We start from the raw sequence: 17,246 nt of genomic DNA on the forward strand, positions 1-17,246 counted from the left end.
GCATTCCTCGCGCTCACTTGACTGCCTTTCCGTCCAGGACCGTCGGCTCGCCACGCAGGAAGGTCGCCACGATGCGACCCGGCAGCGTCATGCGGGCGTACGGGGTGTTGCGACTGCGACTGGCCGACTCCGCCGGTTCGATGGTGCGGCGGGCGGCCGGATCGACGACTGTCAGGTTGGCCGGCACACCGGGTGCCGGGTCGACGCCGTGCCCGGTCAGCCCCGCGATCCGGGCGGGGGTACGCGACATCCGCTCGGCGATCAGGTCCCACTCGGGGCCGAGCACGTCGAGCGCGATGGACAGGGCCGTCTCCAGGCCGAGCATCCCCGGCCGGGCGTACGCCCACTCGCACTCCTTGTCCTCCACGGCGTGCGGGGCGTGGTCGGTGGCGATGATGTCGATCACCCCGTCGGCGAGCGCGGCGCGCAACGCGGCGATGTCCGCGGCCGTCCGCAGCGGCGGGTTGACCTTGAAGACCGGGTCGTAGGTCTCCGCACGCTCGTCGGTGAGCAGCAGGTGGTGCGGGGTGACCTCGGCGGTGACGCGTACCCCACGGGCCTTCGCCTGACGCAGCACCTCGACGCTGCCGGCGGTGGAGACGTGGCAGACGTGCAGGCGGCTGCCGACGTGTTCGGCGAGCAGCACGTCCCGGGCGATGATCGCCTCCTCGGCGACCGCCGGCCAGCCGATCAGCCCGAGCCGGGTGGAGACCTCACCCTCGTGCATCTGGGCGCCCTCGGTGAGACGGGGCTCCTCGGCGTGCTGGGCGATGATCCCGTCGAACGCCTTGACGTACTCCAGGGCCCGGCGCATCAGCAACGGGTCGGCGACGCAGTGCCCGTCGTCGGAGAAGATCCGCACGCGGGCCGCGGAGTCGGCCATCGCGCCCAGCTCGGCCAGGCGCTCGCCGGCCAGCCCGACGGTGACCGCGCCGATCGGCTGCACGTCGACCAGACCGGCCTCGCGGCCGAGCCGCCAGACCTGCTCGACCACCCCGGCGGTGTCCGCGACCGGGGAGGTGTTGGCCATGGCGCAGACCGCCGTGTAGCCGCCCAGTGCCGCCGCCCGGGAACCGGACTCGACGGTCTCGGCGTCCTCCCGGCCGGGCTCGCGCAGGTGGGTGTGCAGGTCGACGAGGCCGGGCAGGGCGACCAGCCCGGTGCCGTCGACGACCGTGGCGTCCGGCGCGGACAGCCCGTCGGCGATCTCGGCGACCACGCCGTCGCGGATCAGCAGGTCGGTCGGCGGGCCACCGACGACACTCACGTTGGTGATCAGGTACGCGCTCACCGGTTGTTCCCTCCGAGCAGCAGGTAAAGGACAGCCATCCGCACGGAGACCCCGTTGGTGACCTGTTCGACGATCGTGGAGCGGGGTGAGTCGGCGACCTCGGGGGTGATCTCCATGCCCCGGTTCATCGGGCCGGGGTGCATGACGATCGCGTGCTCCGGCAGGCGGCGCATCCGGGGGCCGTCCAGCCCGTAGCGGCGGGCGTACTCGCGTGCGGAGGGGAAGTAGGAGTCCTTCATGCGTTCCCGCTGCACCCGCAGCATCATCACCACGTCCACGTCGGGCAGCACGCAGTCGAGGTCGTAGGAGACGTCGGTGCCGGGGGCGAGGGCTCCGGCGATGTCGACCGGGATCAGGGTCGGCGGGCCGACCAGGGTGATCTTGGCGCCGAGGGTGGAGAGCAGCAGCACGTTGGAGCGGGCGACCCGGGAGTGCAGGACGTCGCCGACCACCGCGACCGACAGGCCGGCCAGTCGGCCCAGCCGGGACCGCATCGTGTACGCGTCCAGCAGCGCCTGGGTGGGGTGCTCGTGGGTGCCGTCGCCGGCGTTGACGACCGACCCGTCGACCCAGTTGGCCAGCCGGTGCGGGGCGCCGGAGGCGGGGTGCCGGACGACGACGGCGTCGGCGCCCATGGCCTGGAGGGTCAACGCGGTGTCCTTCAGGCTCTCGCCCTTGGCGACGCTGGACCCCTTCGCCGAAAAGTTGATCACGTCGGCGCTGAGTCGCTTCGCCGCCGCCTCGAAGGAGATCCGGGTACGGGTGGAGTCCTCGTAGAACAGGTTCACCACGGTCCGGCCGCGCAGCGCGGGCAGTTTCTTGATCTCCCGGCCGGCGACGGTGGCCATCTCGGCGGCGGTGTCCAGGATCTCGGTGGCGGTGGCGGCGTCCAGGTCCCCGCCGGAGAGCAGATGCTTGATCATGAGGTGGGTCCCCCGTAGAGCTTGACCTCGTCGAGGCCGTCGGTCTCGGCGAGGGTCACCTTCACGCTCTCGGCGAGGGAGGTCGGGATGTTCTTGCCGACGTAGTCGGCGCGGATCGGCAACTCCCGGTGGCCCCGGTCGACCAGCACGGCGAGCTGCACCGAGGCCGGGCGGCCGACGTCGTTGAGCGCGTCGAGCGCGGCCCGGACGGTGCGCCCGGAGAACAGCACGTCGTCGACGAGGATGACCCGCTTGCCGTCGATGCCGCCGGACGGCAACTCGGTCGGGCCGACCGCGCGGGTGGCGTGCCGACGCAGGTCGTCGCGGTAGAGGGTGATGTCGAGCACACCGACGGGAACGGCGACGTCCTCGAAGGTGGTGATCCGGTCGGCGAGTCGCCGAGCCAGGGGGGTACCTCTGGTGGGAATCCCAAGAAGCACCGTGTCGGCGGCACCCTGGGTCTTCTCCAGAATCTGGTGGGCGATGCGGTCGACCACGCGTTGCACGTCGGCGCTGGCGAGGATCACCTTCACCGAGGGTTGTCGCGGTGGTGACGAGCGGGCAGCCGGTGGGGACGCCACGGCGGACCTCCTTCCCCGCCTCACGGGACGGGTCGTTAAAGGATGTCGGGCACCTCCGGCCGGACCGACGAGCGGACCCGGGCCGGGGCTTCACGCCACGTTACCAGTGGTCACCGGGCCGATGGACGGCGGCCGCTGACCACCTGATCAGGACCACGAAAAGGCGATAACTTCCCGGACGCTCCCCAACGGTAGGGTCACGACCACTTGACCAGGTGTCGCATTCCCCGTACCGTCACGCTCCGTAGCGATCGACGGGAGAACCCCGAGCAGCACTGGGAGTGTCCGAATGCCCTCTGAATACGCCAAGTCGCTGGGCGCCCGCCTGCGCTCCATCCGCCAGCAGCAGGGTCTCTCCCTGCAGGGTGTGGAGGAGAAGTCGAACGGGCGGTGGAAGGCCGTGGTGGTCGGCTCGTACGAGCGCGGCGACCGGGCCGTGACGGTGTCCCGTCTGGCCGAGCTGGCCGAGTTCTACCGTGTTCCCGTCTCGGAGTTGCTGCCTGACGGCAGTGGCGTCCGACACGAGCCCACCAGCAAGATCGTCCTGGACCTGGAGCGGCTCTACGACGAGGCCTCCGAGGACCTGGCCTACGTCGCGCGCTACGCCCGCGCCATCCAGCAGCAGCGTGGTGACTACAACGGCCGGGTGCTCTCCATCCGCGCCGACGACCTCCGGGCCCTCGCGATCGTGTACGACGCCTCACCGTCGGGCCTGATCGAGCGGCTCACCGAGCACGGTGTGCTGGTGGCCGACCCCCGGGCGTTCTTCGCCTCCTGAGCAGTAGATCCACCCGAAAGGGCCCGTGCCGGATGGCACGGGCCCTTTTCGATGGTGCTGCGTGGATCGATCAGCGGGTGGTGTACTCGGCGATCCGGCCGAGAACCCCGTTGAGGAAGCGCGGCGAGTCGTCGGTGGACATCTGCCGGGCCAGTTCCACGGCCTCGCTGATCGCCACCGCGTCGTCGATCTCGTCGACGTAGAGCAACTCGTAGACGGCGATCCGGGCCAGATTCCGGTCGACGACCGGCATCCGCTCCAGCGTCCAACCCTCGGCGTAGCTGGCGACCAGCTCGTCGATCCGGTCGAGGTGCTCAGCGACACCCTCGACCAGGCTCACCGCGTAACCGAGGTGCTCCGGTCGGGGCTGCTCGATCCGCTGCACGTAGCCGGCGAGCACCTCCACCGGGGGCTTGTCCCGTAGATCGGCCTCGTAGAGGACATCCAGCGCCCGCTTGCGCGCCTTGCGGCGCGCCGGCATCTGCTGCTTGGAACCCTCAGCCATCAGGCGCGGCCGAGGTAACGGCCGTCGCGGGTGTCGACCTTGATCTTCTCACCGGTGGTGATGAACAGCGGCACCTGCACCGTGGCGCCGGTCTCCACGGTCGCCGGCTTGTTGCCACCGGTCGAACGGTCGCCCTGCAGGCCCGGCTCGGTGTACGTGACCTCCAACACGACGCTGGTGGGCAGCTCGATGTAGAGCGGCACACCCTCGTGCTGGGCGACGGTCGCCTCCGCCTCGGGCAGCAGGTAGTTGGCTGCCTCGCCGACGGTGCCGCCGGGCACGGTGATCTGGTCGAAGGTCTCCAGATCCATGAAGACGAAGTCCTCGCCGTCGGCGTAGAGGTATTGCATCGTGCGCTTGTCGACGGTCGCGGTCTCGACCTTGGTGCCCGCGTTGAAGGTCTTGTCGACCACCTTCCCGGACAGCACGTTCTTCAGCGTGGTGCGCACGAAGGCACCACCCTTACCGGGCTTGACGTGCTGGAACTCGACGACGGCCCAGAGCTCGCCGTCCAGGTTGAGTACCAGGCCGTTTTTGAGGTCGTTGGTGGAGGCCATTTCCTGCCTTGATCATCAATTGGCGGACAGACCAGAGAAGTCTACTGCCTGCGTCTAATCGGCTGGTCGCCGCTTCCGGCGACCCCTCAGCGGGTGGCCAGATGGTGCAGGGCGAGACGATAGCCGTCGATGCCGAGGCCGCAGATCACCCCGGTCGCCACCGCCGACACGACCGAGTGGTGCCGGAACTCCTCGCGGGCGTGGATGTTGGAGAGGTGCACCTCCACCAACGGCCCGCGCAGCATGGCGCAGGCGTCCCGTACCGCGTACGAGTAGTGCGACCAGGCGGCCGGGTTGAGCACCACCGCGGCGCCCTCGTCGGCTGCCGTGTGCAGCCAGCCGAGCAGCTCGTGTTCGGCGTCGGTCTGCCGGACCGTCACGTCCAGGCCCAACTCCCGACCGGTGGCCTCGCAGAGCGCGACCAGATCGGCGTAGGTGGTCGCCCCGTACACCTCGGGCTCGCGGGTGCCCAGCCGACCCAGGTTCGGCCCGTTCAGCACGTAGACCTTCACGGGTGGGAAACCTCCCGGTAGGCGGCCTCCAGCAGCGCGTCGTCCGGGCCCTCCAACATCGCCGGGCGGGCCAACCCGTCGAGCACCACGAACCGCAACCGGCTGCCCCGGGCCTTCTTGTCCACCCGCATGGTGGCCAGCAGCCGCGGCCACGCGTCGGCCGGGTAGCTCACCGGCAGGCCGAGCGCGGTCAGCGTGACCCGGTGCCGGTCGGCGGTCGGGGCGTCCAGTCGCCCGGCGAGGCGGGCCAGCGCGGCGGCGTACACCAGGCCGACGGCGACGGCGTGGCCGTGCCGCCACCGGTAGCCCTCGTTCTGCTCGATCGCGTGGGCGAGGGTGTGGCCGTAGTTGAGCACCTCCCGCACGCCCGACTCACGCAGGTCACCGGCGACCACGTCGGCCTTGACCCGGATCGCCCGCTCGATCAGCTCCCGCGTCACCGGCCCGCGCACGTCGGTGGCCGCCGCCGGGTCACGCTCGACCAGGTCGAGGATCGCCGGGTCGGCGATGAACCCGCACTTGACCACCTCGGCGAGCCCGGCCGCCAGGTCGACGGCGGGCAGGCTGTCCAGGGTGGCCAGGTCGGCAAGCACCCCGACCGGCGGGTGGAACGCGCCCACCAGGTTCTTGCCGGCGGCCGTGTTGATGCCGGTCTTGCCGCCGACGGCGGCGTCGACCATGCCCAGCAGCGAGGTCGCCACCGGAACCCACCGCACCCCGCGCAACCAGCAGGCCGCGACGAACCCGGCCAGGTCGGTCACCGCGCCGCCGCCCACCCCGACCACCGCGTCGGTACGGGTGAACCCGGCCTCCCCGAGCCGGTCCCAGCAGGCGGCGGCGACGTCGATCTGCTTGCCCGACTCGGCGTCGGGCACCTCGATCGGCAGCGGCTCGACGTCGGCGGCGCGCAGCCGCTCGCCGACCGCGTCCGCGAGCGCCTTGAGCGGGGGCGTGTGCAGCACCGCCGCCCGACTCGCCCCGGGCAGCAGGCCGGGCAGCGCGCCCAGCAGGTCACGTCCCACCAACACGTCGTACGGCCGCTCGCCGCCGACCGGAATCCGGGTCACCTCGTCCATCGCCGGCAGCCTAGTCCAGCGGGCGGCGCGGCGACGGTGTCTGTCCACCTGCTGGCCGGGCGGCCCAGTCCGCCAGTCGACGGGCGTGCTCGGCCACGGCGGCGCGCAGCGTGTCCGGCTGCCGCACGGTGAAGGGGCAGCCCAGACCGGAGAGCAGCGCGGCCATCCCGGGCAGGCTCTCCGCCCGCGCCCGCAGCAGCACCCCGTCGGTGGTGGCGGTCAACTCGGCCACGCTGGGCGGGATGCGGCGACGGGCGGCGACCAGGTCGGTCTCCAGCAGCACCTCCACCTCGTGCTGGTACGGCACAGCGGCGAGGGACCGGGTCACCCAGGCGACCGCCTCGAAGCCGTCCGGCACGGTGAACGTCGCCTCGCCCGGTGTGACGGCGCCGATCCGGTCCAGCCGGAACACGCGGACCTCCCCGCGCCGGTGGTCGTGGCCGGTGACATACCAACGGCCGGCGTGGAAGACCAGCCCGTACGGGTCGAGCTCCCGGTGCGAACGCTCGCCCCGCCAGGAGCGGTAGTCCAGCGCCACCCGCTGTCGGTGCCGGGCCGCCGCGGCCAGGGTGAGCAGGGTGCCCGACGCCGGCCCGCGCTCCTGCCCGGGCGACGCAGGGTGAAGCCGAGGTGCTCCTGTACGGCGGCGAGCCGGTCGGCGAGCGCCGCCGGCAGCACCCGGCGGATCTTCGCCAGGGCGGTGGCGGTGGCCGGCTGCTCGGTGGCGAGCCCGACCCGTTCGGCGACGACCAGGCCGAGCAGCACGGCCACCGCCTCGTCGTCGGTGAGCATCAGCGGCGGCAGCTTGAACCCGGGATGCAGCCGGTAGCCGCCGTAACGGCCTCGGTCGGCGGTGACGGGAATGCCCAGCTCGACGAGGGTGGCCGCGTAGCGGCGCACGGTCCGCTCGTCGACGCCCAGCCAACCGGCCAGCTCGGCGGCCGTCGCGCGGTGCCGGGCCTGCAGCACCTCGAGGAGGGCCAGCACCCGACCGGCGGGATGTGACACGGGCCACTCCTTCAATCCGGGCGGATTATGTCCGCATTCAATCGTACGGTCTGTCGGTAACCGAGAGAAGGAGCGACAGATGGCGACGTTCGTACTGGTTCCGGGGTTCTGGTTGGGTGCCTGGGCATGGCGGGAGGTGACCGCGACCCTGCGGGCGCAGGGCCACGAGGTCTACCCGATGACCCTGACCGGGTTGGCCGAGCGCGACCACCTCGCCGGGCCGGAGGTCGGCCTGGAGACGCACACCGCGGACATCGTCCGGCTGATCGAGGTCGAGGACCTGCACGACGTGGTGCTGGTCGGGCATTCCGGTGGCGGCATGCCGGTCGCCCAGGCCGCCGACCGCGTCCCGGACCGGATCGCCCGGGTCGTCTACGTGGAGAGCGGGCCGCTGCCGGACGGCACCGCGCAGTTCGACACGGTGCCGCCGGAGGAGCAGGAACGGCTCCGGGCCGCGATCGGCGACGGTGCCCTGCTGCCACCGCCGGCCTGGGATCCGACCGCCGACCCGACCAACCTGGCCGGTCTGGACGAGCCCACGCTGGCGGCGCTGCGCGCCCGGGCCACCCCGCAGCCGCTGCGCGCGGCCACCGACCCGGTCCGCCGCACCGGCGGCCGTCAGGTGCCGACCGCGCTGGTCGCCAGCACCTTCCCGCTCGCCGTGGTCCGGCAGATGATCGACGAGAAGCACCCGTTCTTCACCGGCCTGGCCGACGGTCAGCTACACGAGCTGCCCACCGGGCACTGGCCGATGCTCAGCGAGCCGAAGGCCCTGGCCGACGTCCTCGACCTGATCGCCCGCACCTGAGCCCCGCCCCCGTCGGGGCGGGGCGGGCGTCAGCGGGGCAGCAGCGCGGCGACCTCGGCGACGACCTGGGCCGGGGTCCGGCCGTCGGTCACCACCGTCTCGGTGGCGACCTCGGCGTAGAGCGGCCGACGCTGGTCCAGCAGGTGTTTGAGGGTGGCTCGCGGGTTGATCGCCAGCAGCGGGCGGCCGGCCCCGAGCCCGACCCGTTTCACCGCGTCCGGCAACTCGACCGAGAGGTGCACCACCCGGTGCCCGACCAGGGCGGCCCGGGTCTCCTCGGCCAACACCGCGCCGCCGCCGAGGGCGAGCACGCCCGTGCCGCCGGCCAGCGCCGCGGCCACCGCGGCCCGTTCCAGGGTACGGAAGTGAGTCTCGCCCTCGTCGATGAAGATCTCCGGAATCGGCTTGCCGGCCATCTGCTCGATGTCGACGTCGGTGTCGCGGAACTCCACCGAGAGGGTGTCGGCGAGCGCCCGCCCGACTGTGGTCTTGCCGCAGCCGGGCGCGCCGACCAGGACGACGACCGGTGCCATCAGCGGATGACCAGCGCGTCGAGGTAACCGGCCAGGTTGCGACGGATCTCGGCGATCGAGTCGCCGCCGAACTTCTCGGTGGCCGCCTCGGCGAGGACCAGCGCCACCATCGCCTCGGCGACGACGGCCGCGGCCGGCACCGCGCAGACGTCGGACCGCTGGTTGATCGCGGTGGCGGGCTCGCCGGTGGTGACGTCCACTGTGGAGAGGGCCCGGTTCAGCGAGGAGATCGGCTTCATCGCGGCGCGGACCCGCAGGGGCTCGCCGGTGGTGATGCCACCCTCCAGGCCACCCGCCCGGTCGGTGACCCGGCGGACGCCGGTCGCCGACGGAATGATCTCGTCGTGTGCCTCCGAGCCACGGGACCGGGCCTGCTGCCAGCCGTCGCCGATCTCCACGCCCTTGATCGCCTGGATCGACATCAGCGCGGTGGCCAGTCGGGCGTCGAGCTTGCGGTCCCACTGCACGTGGCTGCCCAACCCCGGCGGCACCCCGTACGCCAACACCTCGACCACGCCGCCGAGGGTGTCGGCGGCCTTCTTCGCGGCGTCGACCTCGGCGACCATCAGGGCGCTGGCCTCCGGGTCGAGGCAGCGCAGCGGGTCGGCGTCGATGCGCGCGGCGTCCGACGGGACCGGACGCAGGCCCGGCTTCGCGGCCACCGGGCCCAACTCGACGACGTGCGAGACGATCTCGATGCCGAGAGCCTGGCGGATCAACGCCTTGGCGACCGCACCGACGGCGACCCGGGCGGCGGTCTCCCGGGCGCTGGCGCGTTCCAGGATCGGCCGCGCGTCGGTGTGGCCGTACTTCTGCATGCCCGCCAGGTCGGCGTGACCGGGCCGGGGTCGGGTCAACGGGGCGTTGCGGGCCTGCCGGGCCAGCTCGTCGGGGTCGACGGGGTCGGCGGCCATCACGGTCTGCCACTTCGGCCACTCGGAGTTGCCGACCCGGATGGCCACCGGGCTGCCCAGGGTGACGCCGTGCCGCAGGCCGCCGAGCAGCTCGACCTCGTCCCGCTCGAACGACATCCGGGCGCCCCGGCCATAGCCCAGCCGCCGACGGGCCAGCTCGTCGGCGATCACGGAGGTGGTCACCTCGATGCCGGCCGGCACCCCCTCCAGCATCGCGACGAGGGCGGGACCGTGCGATTCACCTGCAGTCAGCCAACGCAACACGGTGCTCAGTCTGTCACGCCCGGTCGCCGCCCCGCCGTGCCGCCCGGCGCGTCCCGCCCTGCGGACGCCCCCGCGCGGCCGGGCCGGGCGGCGGCAGCTCAGATCCCCCGGCCGCGCTTGTGCAGGGTGCGCAGCACCGCGTCGGCGCGGACCACCCGGCCGGCGACGGCGAGGGCCAGGTAGGCGCGCGGCTCGCGGGGATTGCTCCGCAGGGTGCGGCGCGCCCAGCGCAGCGCGCCCCGCCGGTCACCGGAGGCGGCCTGGGCGAACGCGATCTGCCCGGCGACGCGGGCCGCACCGGCCGGTTGGGTGGCGAACTCCGGGTAGCGCCGCAGCAACCACTGCAACGCCTCGGAGATGGTGTCCCAGCGCTGCGCGAAGTACGAGCGCTTGTGCCAGCGGACCAGCACCGACGGCGTCCGCAGGTTGATCAGCGGCGCGCTGCGCGCGGCCCGGAGCAAGAACTCGTAGTCCTCCGCGTAGCTGCCCGGGATCTCCTCGTCGACCAGACCGAACCCGTCGCGCAGCGCGGTCGCGCGGATCAGGAACGTCGACGGGTGCAGCTCCGTCATCCGGTCGCGCAGCAGGTCGTCCAGGGTGATCCGCTCCTTGTCGAGCACCCGGTCGACGGTGCTGCCGTCGTAGCTGACCCGGATGCCGCAACAGACGAACTCGGATCCCGGGTCGGCGGCGAGCGCGTCGACCTGGGCGGCCAGCTTGCCGGGCAGCCACTCGTCGTCGTCGTCGCAGAACGCGACCAGCTCACCCTGCGCCGCGAGGGTGCCGCTGTTGCGCGCCCCGGCCAACCCCGGGGTACGGACGTTGCGGATCACCCGCACCGCCCGATCCGGGCCGCTCGCCAGGCCGGTCAGCGACTCGTCCGGAGTGGACTGGTCGAACACCACGACGACCTCGATCGGGCCCGGGTAATCCTGGCCCAGGACCGCGCGCACCGCTGCCCGCAGCAGCTCGGGACGGTCCCGGGTGGGCACCACGACGCTGACGCTCGGCTGCGGGGTCATCGGGAGGTCTCCTTCGGGTCCGGACGCGGGCGGGACCGGACCCGCCAACGGGACAGGCGCGGGGTCGAGCCGGCGACGAGGTCGTCGACGATCCGGCCGACCCGGGCCACCGCCGCCCGTCGCGCCTCGTGTGCCTGCGGGTCGGTGGCCACCGCGTAGCGGCTCGGATCGGCCAGCCCGGCGGTCAGCGCGTCGTGCAGCGCCTCCCGGGTCTCGCAGAGCGCCACCAGCCCGGCGGCGCCGAGACGGCGGGCGAACAGGAGTTGGTGGTCGTCGACGTGCTCGCCGCGCGCCGGGTTGCGGGGCACCACGATGGGCAGGTGACCGTGCCGGCGGGCCTCCAAGATGGTCGCCGGGCCACCGTGGCAGACCACCAGGTCGGCGTCGGCCATCGCCTGCTGGAGCGCGTCGTGACCGAGGAACGGCACCGCGCCGGGCAGCGGCGGCACGGCGGTGTGGCCGTGCTGCACGGTCAGCCCGACCGGGGCGGTGGTCTGCGCGTGCCACTGCGCCAGCCAGTCGACGAGCCGGTCGAAGGGGTGCTTGTCGGTGCCGACCGCGACCAGCACCCGGACCTGGGTCGTCGACTGACTGTCCCGCTGGCGGGGAAGGCGGGCCGCCTCGGCGGTCGGCTGCGGCTGCGGCTGACGACGCCGGGCGGTGCCCGTCTCGCCCGTCACAGCAGCGTCCCGACGACTGTCGCCTCGGGGTACTGCCGGCGCTGCTCGTCCCACTGCACGAGCATCGCGGACAGGAACGGGCGGCAGAGGCGGGCAGTCAGGGTCGGGGTGTCGATCCGGTCGTACACCTCGATGTAGACGGTCGGGATGCGCCGCAGCCGGGCCAGCACCACGAACGGGACCGCCACCCCGGCGCCGGTGGTGACCACCGCGGCGACCCGCCGCGCCCGCAGCACCCGCCAGGCCAGCAGCGCGTTGCGCAGCAGGTTCGGCACGTTACGGGTGGTCGGGTGGTGCGCCGGCACCAGGTCCTCACCGGCCAGCAGGGACAGCGCCTCCGGGGTGTCGAAGGTGACCCAGCACCGCCGCCACTGCTCGTACCAGGACCGCAGGGCGAGTAGTTGGGCCAGGTGGCCGCCGCTGGAACCGACCAGCAGCAGCACCGGCTCCGCACCGTCATCGTTCTTCGTGTCCACGCGACTCCCCACAAGTTCGCTTGGAATTTCAGTTCACGCCACGCAGAAGCAGATCACACGTTCTCCGGTCGTTGAATAGCGCGACCGGACGAGATGTCGATCTCCACATCGAACCTTCGGGCACACCGATCGTCCGAGGTCCATCGATCGTCATCACCACCTGCGATTTCGTCGTCACTCTACGACGTACCCCCGACGTCGTGATTCCCCCGGATCAGCCGCTATGTCGTTTCTCGATGACATCCAAGAGTGCGGGATGCAGCGCCGGGTTCCAGCCCGCACCCGCGTCCGCCAGCCGCCACGTGCGCAACCACATCTCCACCAGGTACGCGTCGGCGACCAGCCGGCGCTGCGCGGCGTCGAGGCCGAGCCGCTCGCCGTGCAGACCCAGGTACCCGTCGACGGCCGACGCCGCCGCGTCGGCCGGCTCCCCCCGCAGCACCAACGACCGCTGGAACGCGTCGTGCGCCAGGTCGAAGCCGACCGGCACGTCCGGGGCGCTGTGTTCCCAGTCCCAGGCGACCAACCGGCCGGCGTGCCGGCCCAGGTTCCACGGCACCCAGTCACCGTGCCAGTGGCCGAACTCCACACCGGTGTCGCCGTGCCGGCGGGCCAACGCGGCGACCGCGTCGACAGCCCGCGCACCGGCCGGCTCGACCGCGGCGGCCCGGGCGGCCAGCCCGGCCAACCGGGCCAGGAAGGTCGACCCGGCCAGTGGTCGGGGCGTACCCGCCGGGGCGCCGCGGCGGGCGACGGCGAGCAGCGCCGCGATCCGCGGTGGCTCGTCTACCGGTACACCGCGTACCGCCGGCGGCAACGGCTCGATCACCGCGACCACCTGACCCGCCCACGCCGTCTCGGTGAGCAGCCTCGGCGGCGTCGGGTGGTCCGCCACGCCGGTCACCCCGCCGAGCGCGCGCAGGGCCGCCGCCTCCGCGGTGACCAGAGCACGGGTCGCGTCGTTCCAGCCGATCTTCGCGTAGCCACGCGGACGACCGTCGACGGTGAAGAGTTGCAGGGTCGGTTTGCCGTTCGGGTCGGGCGGCCGGACCCCGCACGCGGCCAGCAGCGGCGTGCCACCCAGGTCGGCGGCGAGCCGCTCGGTCAGCAGCACCTCGGCCGCCGACACCCCCTCGGGCACCGAGACGGTGAGCGTCGGGAAGGCCGCGAGCCCCACCGGACCGAACCGGGCCAACCCACCCAGCGCCGCCCGCACCGCACGCACCTTCGGTGGCCGCAACGCGTTGTACGCCAGCAGCGACGCCGCCCCGGCCCGGGGCGCGCCCAGCGGCACCAGGAATCGGGCCCGGGCGACCGACGGCACCACCGCGTACCGGGCCACCTGCCGGTGACCGGCCGGCGGGGCAACACCCACGGTCAGGCCCACCCGGTCGTCCGGGAAGACCGCGCGGCTCACCCAGCCCAGACCGTCCACCCGCGAGCGCGGGTCGGCGTCCGGGCCCACCCGCGTCGTCACGCCGCCCGGTCCGCCCAGTCGAGGTCCAGCCCGAGGCGCTGACGCAACGCGTCGTTGTACGGCCGGTAGTAGTCGGTCAACTCGGCCCGCACCGACGGCTCCAACGGCGCCGAACGCCGGTCGTTGTAGACCTTGAAGTCGGGCAGGTCGTACGCCGGCAGCCCGAGGAAGTCGAGGGTGCGCCGGTAGGTCGCGCGGGAGTCGCGGTACAGGCCCTCGCTGGGCAGGAAGAGGATCTGCTCGGAGTCGAAGCGTTCCAGCCACGGCTCCAGGTGCTCCAGGTAGCGCCCCCGGGCCCGGTACGTGTACCAGTCGTACGCCTCGCTGAACGACTCCGGCTCGGCGATCAACCGCTCCCGCTCCCCCGCCGTGCGCTCCGGCTCGGCGGCCAGCGCGGCGGCGAAGTCCAGCGGCTCGATGCCGTGGGTGCGGCGTTCCTTCCAGTGCGAGTACGCCCGCTCGACCGGGTCGCGCAGCAGCACGATCAGCTTCACCGTCGGCATCAGCGCGGCGACCCGCTGCGCGGCGAGCGGGTGGAACATGTACAACGGGGCGGCCTCACCGACGCGCACCGGCCCGCCGTGCCGCCGGGCCAGGGCGTCCCGCTGCCGCTCGGTCGGGAAGTGCGAGCGGTACCACGCCTCGCCGCGACCCCAGTGCTCCTCGAAGTAGTGCGCCGACTTGGTGTTCCACGCGGGGAACAGCCGGGGCACCAGCGGATGCTGGATGAGGTAGTTCCACAGGGAGGTGGTGCCGCCCCGCTTGGTGCCGATGATCAGGAAATCCGGCAGCGGCCGGCGATCACTGGTGCGTACCCCGTAGTCGACGAGCGACTCCTTCACCCGGGTGGTCACCTGGGTCGGCACCAACTGCTTCACCCGGTCACGGATGGACGCCACGACGGACCTCACCTGCCTCTCGTCGATGCCGGGGCAGGGTCGGCGGCCGTGGCCGCCCCATCCCCTCCACGGATCTGCCTCATGGTCCCCCGGATGCCGGCGCGCACCCGGGGCAACGTCAACATGCCGACGCAGCCGGCCACCAGCACCGCCAGCGCCACCGCCAGGCCGGGCAGGTCACGACCGCCCGCCACCACACCGGCGGCGGCGGCGAGCCCCACCCCGGCGACCGTGACCGCGGCGGCCTTCACCATCGCCGCGTCGAACAGCCGCTCCCGGACCACCGAGCGGGCGAACCCCGCCGCGGTGAGGTTCTCGGTGGCGATGCCGGCGGCCCACGCCACCGCCGCGCCCGTGGCGCCGTGCTCGGGAATCAGCCAGAGGCCCAACGACACCGTCATCGTCAACCCGGCCACGGTGGCCACCAGGTGCAACCCGCTGCGCCCGCCCATCAACAGCAGGCTCTGCACGTTGCCCACCCCGGTGTTGACGAGCATCGCCAGCGCCAACACCGTCATCGCCGGAACCCCGGCGGTGAACTCCGGCCCGAACAGGTGCAGGAAGGCCGACGCGAACACCGCGAGCAGCAGGTACACCGGCCAGGACAGCACCAGCCCCCAGGTGGTCAACTGCCGGTGCACGGCCGCCGCCGCCGCACGCTCGCCGCGACCGAGCAGCCGGGACAACTGCGGCGACACCGCCACCCGCAGCCCCTGCATGGCCAGTTGACCGGCCAGCACGTACCGGCCGACCGCACCGAACACACCCGCGTCGGCCGGCCCGGCCAGCGCCGAGGTGAGCAGCACACCCACCCACATGCTGCCCGCGTCGATGGCCGCCGAGGCGGCCCGGGGCAACGCGAACCGCCAGAACGCCGACCAGTCCGAACGCCTCGGCGCGAGGGTCGCGCCCCGGCCCAGCCCGAGCGGACCGGCGACCAGGGTGAGGCAGGCCAGCAGCGCCAACGCCGCCGGCACCAACCAGCCGGTCATGCCGGCGAGCAGGCCACCACCGGCCAGCGCGGCGGCGCCCACCAGCACCGGGCGGGCGACCGGCAACAGGAAGAACTGCACCCCGACGTACGCCCGGATGGGTCGCACACAGCGCAGCGCGGCCAGCAGCAGCGTCATCGCGACCACCACCGGCATCGCCGCGAACGTGACGGTGAGCAGCGCCTCGCCGCTCGCGCCGGAGCCGCCGAGCAACCGGGGCGCGAGCGCGTCGGCGACCAGCACACCTGCGCCGGCGACCAGGAAGCCGGCCAGCAGCGGCGGGATCAGCGCCACCGGGAGCATCCGGGCCGCGTCCCCGCGCGCCCCGAGGGCCCGCCGGGGCAGCGCCCACATCAGACCCGTCTCCGCGCCGAGCGTGCAGACCGCCGTGGCCACCGTGACCACCCCGATCGCGGCGAAGAACGCCCCCGAGCCGGTCGTGCCGTACCCCCGGGTGATGACCACGGCCAGCACGAACCCGAACAGCCCGCTGGTGGCCGCGCCGAGCAGCCCGGCGACACCGCTGCGCGCGCTGCGGCGGGTCTCCGCGGAACCCGCGTCCGCCGCCGTCGCGGCGACCGGCTCGTCCGGGACGGCCGGGGGTCGGGTGGCGGCGGTCATGCGGGCACCGCCACGTCGCGCCGGGCCGGTGGGCGAGGCCCGGCCGACCGGGTCAGCCGTTCCCGTTCGCTGAGCGCCATCGCGAAGGCGACGGCGAAGAACGCGACGGCCAGGTTCTGGTTCGCCATGCCGTAGAACGGGATCTGCACCAGGCAGACCACCGGCACCACCGCCAACCACTGCCCGGCCGCCGAGGTCGCCCGCGCGCAGATCACCGCGGCGGCCACGAACCAGGCCAGGAAACAGACGAGCGCGGGTACGCCGTGACTGAACAACACCATCCACAGCTGACCCTGGGTGCCGATCGGCGCGGCCGCCGACACCGTGTCGACGTTGACCGGCGCGCCGTAACCCAGCCACGGCGACTCCTGCACCCGGCGGATCACCTCCGTGTAGAGCGACAGCCGGTCGGTGTTGGTGTCACTGGAGTCGACCCGTTGGCTGATCAGGTCGGTGATCGGGATGAACAACGTGGCCAACGCCCCGATCACCACGACCCCGACGATGGACGCGGCGACCCGGACGTTGCCGCGCAGGCTGGCCCGCACCCCGAGCACCGCCAGCCCGGCGCCGAGGCTGAGGAACATCGCTCGGTTGAGGGTGAGGAACGCCGGTGCGAGCGACAGCGGCAACGACGCCAGCAGCGCCCAGCGCAGCACCCCCTGCCGGCGCAGCATCGCGTACGCCACCACACAGGGCAGCGTCATCGCGTACGCGCTGCCGTAGTTGTTGGTGTACGCGAACGGCGCGGCCGGACGGTAGATCGGGTTCAGCGAACGGGCGCTGTACTCCGCGGTGGTCAGGTGCACCATGTCCTGGATGAACGGGGTGCCCGCCACCCCGCCGGGTAGCAGCACCTCCATCGGGGTGGTCATCGCCAGTCGGGGCACCAGCACCCCGAGCCAACCCAGCGCCACCAACCCGAACCAGAACGCGCAGAGCGGGGTGAGCACCGCCACCAGACCGGCCCGTTCCCGGGCGGCGGCGTAGACGTAGACCCCGACCACCAGCGCGGTCAGGTAGAAGGCCAGGCGCAGGGCGAACGTCAGCAGCGACGCGGGAGATGCGAGCTGGGTGGCGCTGACCAGCACGATGGCGAGGAACAGCAGCCAGATGCCCACCGCCGGTGGCAGCGGCACCCGCCCCCGGGTGAACAGCAACGCCAACAGCAGCGCGCCCAGCAGGGGCCACCCGAGGTAGAACGCTCCGAGCAGCCACCAGAGCGGCACCAGGCCGAACATCAGCCACAACGGCCAGAGCGGCAGCCGGGGCGGCGCGGGCCGGGGCGCCGGGGCGGCCGCGACCGGATCGCCTCCGGGCGGTGGCTCG

At 73.0% G+C, this 17,246-nt stretch carries 18 protein-coding genes and 1 pseudogene; 2 read left to right on the forward strand and 17 right to left on the reverse strand.

Annotation, left to right across the window (positions count from 1 at the left end; all coding sequences use genetic code 11):
- Window positions 1-13 precede the first annotated feature (13 nt).
- From O7617_RS01000 to pyrR, 3 genes are read right to left on the reverse strand one after another with little or no spacing between them, the layout of a single operon-like run.
- Entirely contained in the window at window positions 14-1,291 is a 1,278-nt protein-coding gene (locus O7617_RS01000) for a dihydroorotase (protein WP_282260857.1), read from the reverse strand.
- Window positions 1,288-2,214: an aspartate carbamoyltransferase catalytic subunit gene (locus tag O7617_RS01005; RefSeq protein WP_282260859.1), complete on the reverse strand. Its 927-nt coding sequence runs from the start codon at window positions 2,212-2,214 to the stop codon at window positions 1,288-1,290. The genes O7617_RS01000 and O7617_RS01005 overlap by 4 nt, the downstream gene beginning before the upstream one ends.
- On the reverse strand, window positions 2,211-2,795 hold the full coding sequence (gene pyrR, locus O7617_RS01010; protein ID WP_282260860.1) for a bifunctional pyr operon transcriptional regulator/uracil phosphoribosyltransferase PyrR: 585 nt from the start codon (window positions 2,793-2,795) through the stop codon (window positions 2,211-2,213). Before pyrR ends, O7617_RS01005 begins: the two co-directional genes overlap by 4 nt.
- Window positions 2,796-3,084: 289 nt before the next feature.
- On the opposite strand from pyrR, the gene O7617_RS01015 reads away from it, so the two are divergent.
- A complete protein-coding gene (locus tag O7617_RS01015) occupies window positions 3,085-3,573 on the forward strand; it encodes a transcriptional regulator (RefSeq protein WP_007458348.1) in 489 nt (162 codons plus the stop codon).
- A 70-nt stretch (window positions 3,574-3,643) separates the two neighbouring features.
- On the opposite strand, the gene nusB is transcribed toward O7617_RS01015, so the two are convergent.
- The 5 genes and pseudogenes from nusB to O7617_RS01040 all read right to left on the reverse strand — a co-directional run bounded on the left by nusB (window position 3,644) and on the right by O7617_RS01040 (window position 7,231).
- The gene (nusB, locus tag O7617_RS01020; RefSeq protein WP_282264597.1) at window positions 3,644-4,054 is read right to left on the reverse strand and encodes a transcription antitermination factor NusB; all 411 of its coding nucleotides are present in this window, start codon (window positions 4,052-4,054) and stop codon (window positions 3,644-3,646) included.
- Window positions 4,055-4,077: 23 nt separating this feature from the next.
- Entirely contained in the window at window positions 4,078-4,635 is a 558-nt protein-coding gene (gene efp / locus O7617_RS01025; RefSeq protein ID WP_088990319.1) for an elongation factor P, read from the reverse strand.
- A gap of 86 nt (window positions 4,636-4,721) precedes the next feature.
- Window positions 4,722-5,147: a type II 3-dehydroquinate dehydratase gene (gene aroQ / locus O7617_RS01030; RefSeq protein ID WP_282260861.1), complete on the reverse strand. Its 426-nt coding sequence runs from the start codon at window positions 5,145-5,147 to the stop codon at window positions 4,722-4,724.
- Window positions 5,144-6,223 carry a 3-dehydroquinate synthase gene (gene aroB / locus O7617_RS01035; RefSeq protein WP_282260862.1) on the reverse strand — a complete coding sequence of 360 codons (1,080 nt, stop codon included), beginning with the start codon at window positions 6,221-6,223 and terminating at the stop codon, window positions 5,144-5,146. The genes aroQ and aroB overlap by 4 nt, the downstream gene beginning before the upstream one ends.
- Window positions 6,224-6,233: 10 nt before the next feature.
- A pseudogene (locus tag O7617_RS01040) lies at window positions 6,234-7,231 on the reverse strand (YafY family protein).
- Between the two features lie 79 nt (window positions 7,232-7,310).
- Here O7617_RS01040 and O7617_RS01045 point away from each other — a divergent pair.
- Entirely contained in the window at window positions 7,311-8,039 is a 729-nt protein-coding gene (locus O7617_RS01045; RefSeq protein WP_282260864.1) for an alpha/beta hydrolase, read from the forward strand.
- Window positions 8,040-8,068: 29 nt separating this feature from the next.
- Here O7617_RS01045 and O7617_RS01050 read toward each other — a convergent pair whose 3' ends face one another.
- From O7617_RS01050 to O7617_RS01090, 9 genes are all read right to left on the reverse strand, one after another.
- Entirely contained in the window at window positions 8,069-8,572 is a 504-nt protein-coding gene (locus tag O7617_RS01050; RefSeq protein ID WP_282260866.1) for a shikimate kinase, read from the reverse strand.
- Entirely contained in the window at window positions 8,572-9,750 is a 1,179-nt protein-coding gene (aroC, locus tag O7617_RS01055; protein ID WP_282260868.1) for a chorismate synthase, read from the reverse strand. The genes O7617_RS01050 and aroC overlap by 1 nt, the downstream gene beginning before the upstream one ends.
- A gap of 98 nt (window positions 9,751-9,848) precedes the next feature.
- Window positions 9,849-10,772 (reverse strand): glycosyltransferase family 2 protein, encoded by a 924-nt coding sequence (locus O7617_RS01060; RefSeq protein WP_282260870.1) that lies wholly within the window; start codon window positions 10,770-10,772, stop codon window positions 9,849-9,851.
- Entirely contained in the window at window positions 10,769-11,452 is a 684-nt protein-coding gene (locus tag O7617_RS01065; protein ID WP_282260871.1) for a glycosyltransferase, read from the reverse strand. The genes O7617_RS01060 and O7617_RS01065 overlap by 4 nt, the downstream gene beginning before the upstream one ends.
- A complete protein-coding gene (locus tag O7617_RS01070; RefSeq protein ID WP_282260872.1) occupies window positions 11,449-11,928 on the reverse strand; it encodes a UDP-N-acetylglucosamine--LPS N-acetylglucosamine transferase in 480 nt (159 codons plus the stop codon). Before O7617_RS01070 ends, O7617_RS01065 begins: the two co-directional genes overlap by 4 nt.
- A 214-nt stretch (window positions 11,929-12,142) precedes the next feature.
- Window positions 12,143-13,405, reverse strand: a complete 1,263-nt coding sequence (locus O7617_RS01075; RefSeq protein WP_282260874.1) for a hypothetical protein — start codon at window positions 13,403-13,405, stop codon at window positions 12,143-12,145.
- Complete coding sequence (locus O7617_RS01080; RefSeq protein WP_282260876.1) at window positions 13,402-14,304, reverse strand: sulfotransferase domain-containing protein; 903 nt, start codon at window positions 14,302-14,304, stop codon at window positions 13,402-13,404. Before O7617_RS01080 ends, O7617_RS01075 begins: the two co-directional genes overlap by 4 nt.
- Before the next feature lie 8 nt (window positions 14,305-14,312).
- Complete coding sequence (locus tag O7617_RS01085) at window positions 14,313-15,917, reverse strand: lipopolysaccharide biosynthesis protein (protein WP_282260877.1); 1,605 nt, start codon at window positions 15,915-15,917, stop codon at window positions 14,313-14,315.
- Complete coding sequence (locus O7617_RS01090) at window positions 15,914-17,182, reverse strand: O-antigen ligase family protein (protein ID WP_282264598.1); 1,269 nt, start codon at window positions 17,180-17,182, stop codon at window positions 15,914-15,916. The genes O7617_RS01085 and O7617_RS01090 overlap by 4 nt, the downstream gene beginning before the upstream one ends.
- Window positions 17,183-17,246 lie beyond the last annotated feature (64 nt).

The sequence above is a fragment of the Micromonospora sp. WMMD1155 genome, assembly GCF_029581275.1.
GTDB lineage: Bacteria > Actinomycetota > Actinomycetes > Mycobacteriales > Micromonosporaceae > Micromonospora.